Annotated in this window: 1 protein-coding gene; it reads right to left on the bottom strand. The window is 58.8% G+C overall.

Going from position 1 to position 371, the window contains the following annotated elements; translation table 11 throughout:
* Nucleotides 1-371 (bottom strand): transporter substrate-binding domain-containing protein (locus AC1DF0_RS32645; protein ID WP_477577778.1); only part of this gene is annotated, 371 nt, incomplete at both ends.

Raw genomic sequence — 371 nt, 5'->3', positions numbered from 1 at the left:
GCGTCCAGGCGACCTGATGCCAGATCGAGGAAGGCTTCATTTTGTGAGCCGTAGCGGACCACCTCGACGCCGGCTTGCGCCAGTTGCTCAGTGGCGAAACGGTCGTAGGTCGAGGCGCGTTGTACGCCGACTTTCTTGCCTTTGAGATCGACCAGCGGGTCGTTGACCACGCTGCCGCTCTTCATCGCGAACTTGCCCGGCGTGTGGTAGTACTTTTTGCTGAAGTCGACCGACTTCATGCGGTCTTCAGTGATCGACATCGACGACAGCACGGCGTCGATCTTGCGCACTTTGAGCGACGGGATCATGCCGTCGAATTCCTGGATGACCCACTCGCATTTGACCTTCATCTCTGCACACAGCGCGTTGCC

The organism is Paenibacillus sp. 05T425 (assembly GCF_056396205.1).
Note: the sequence above shows the minus strand (reverse complement) of the source record. Positions and strands in the feature narration are given on the sequence as shown.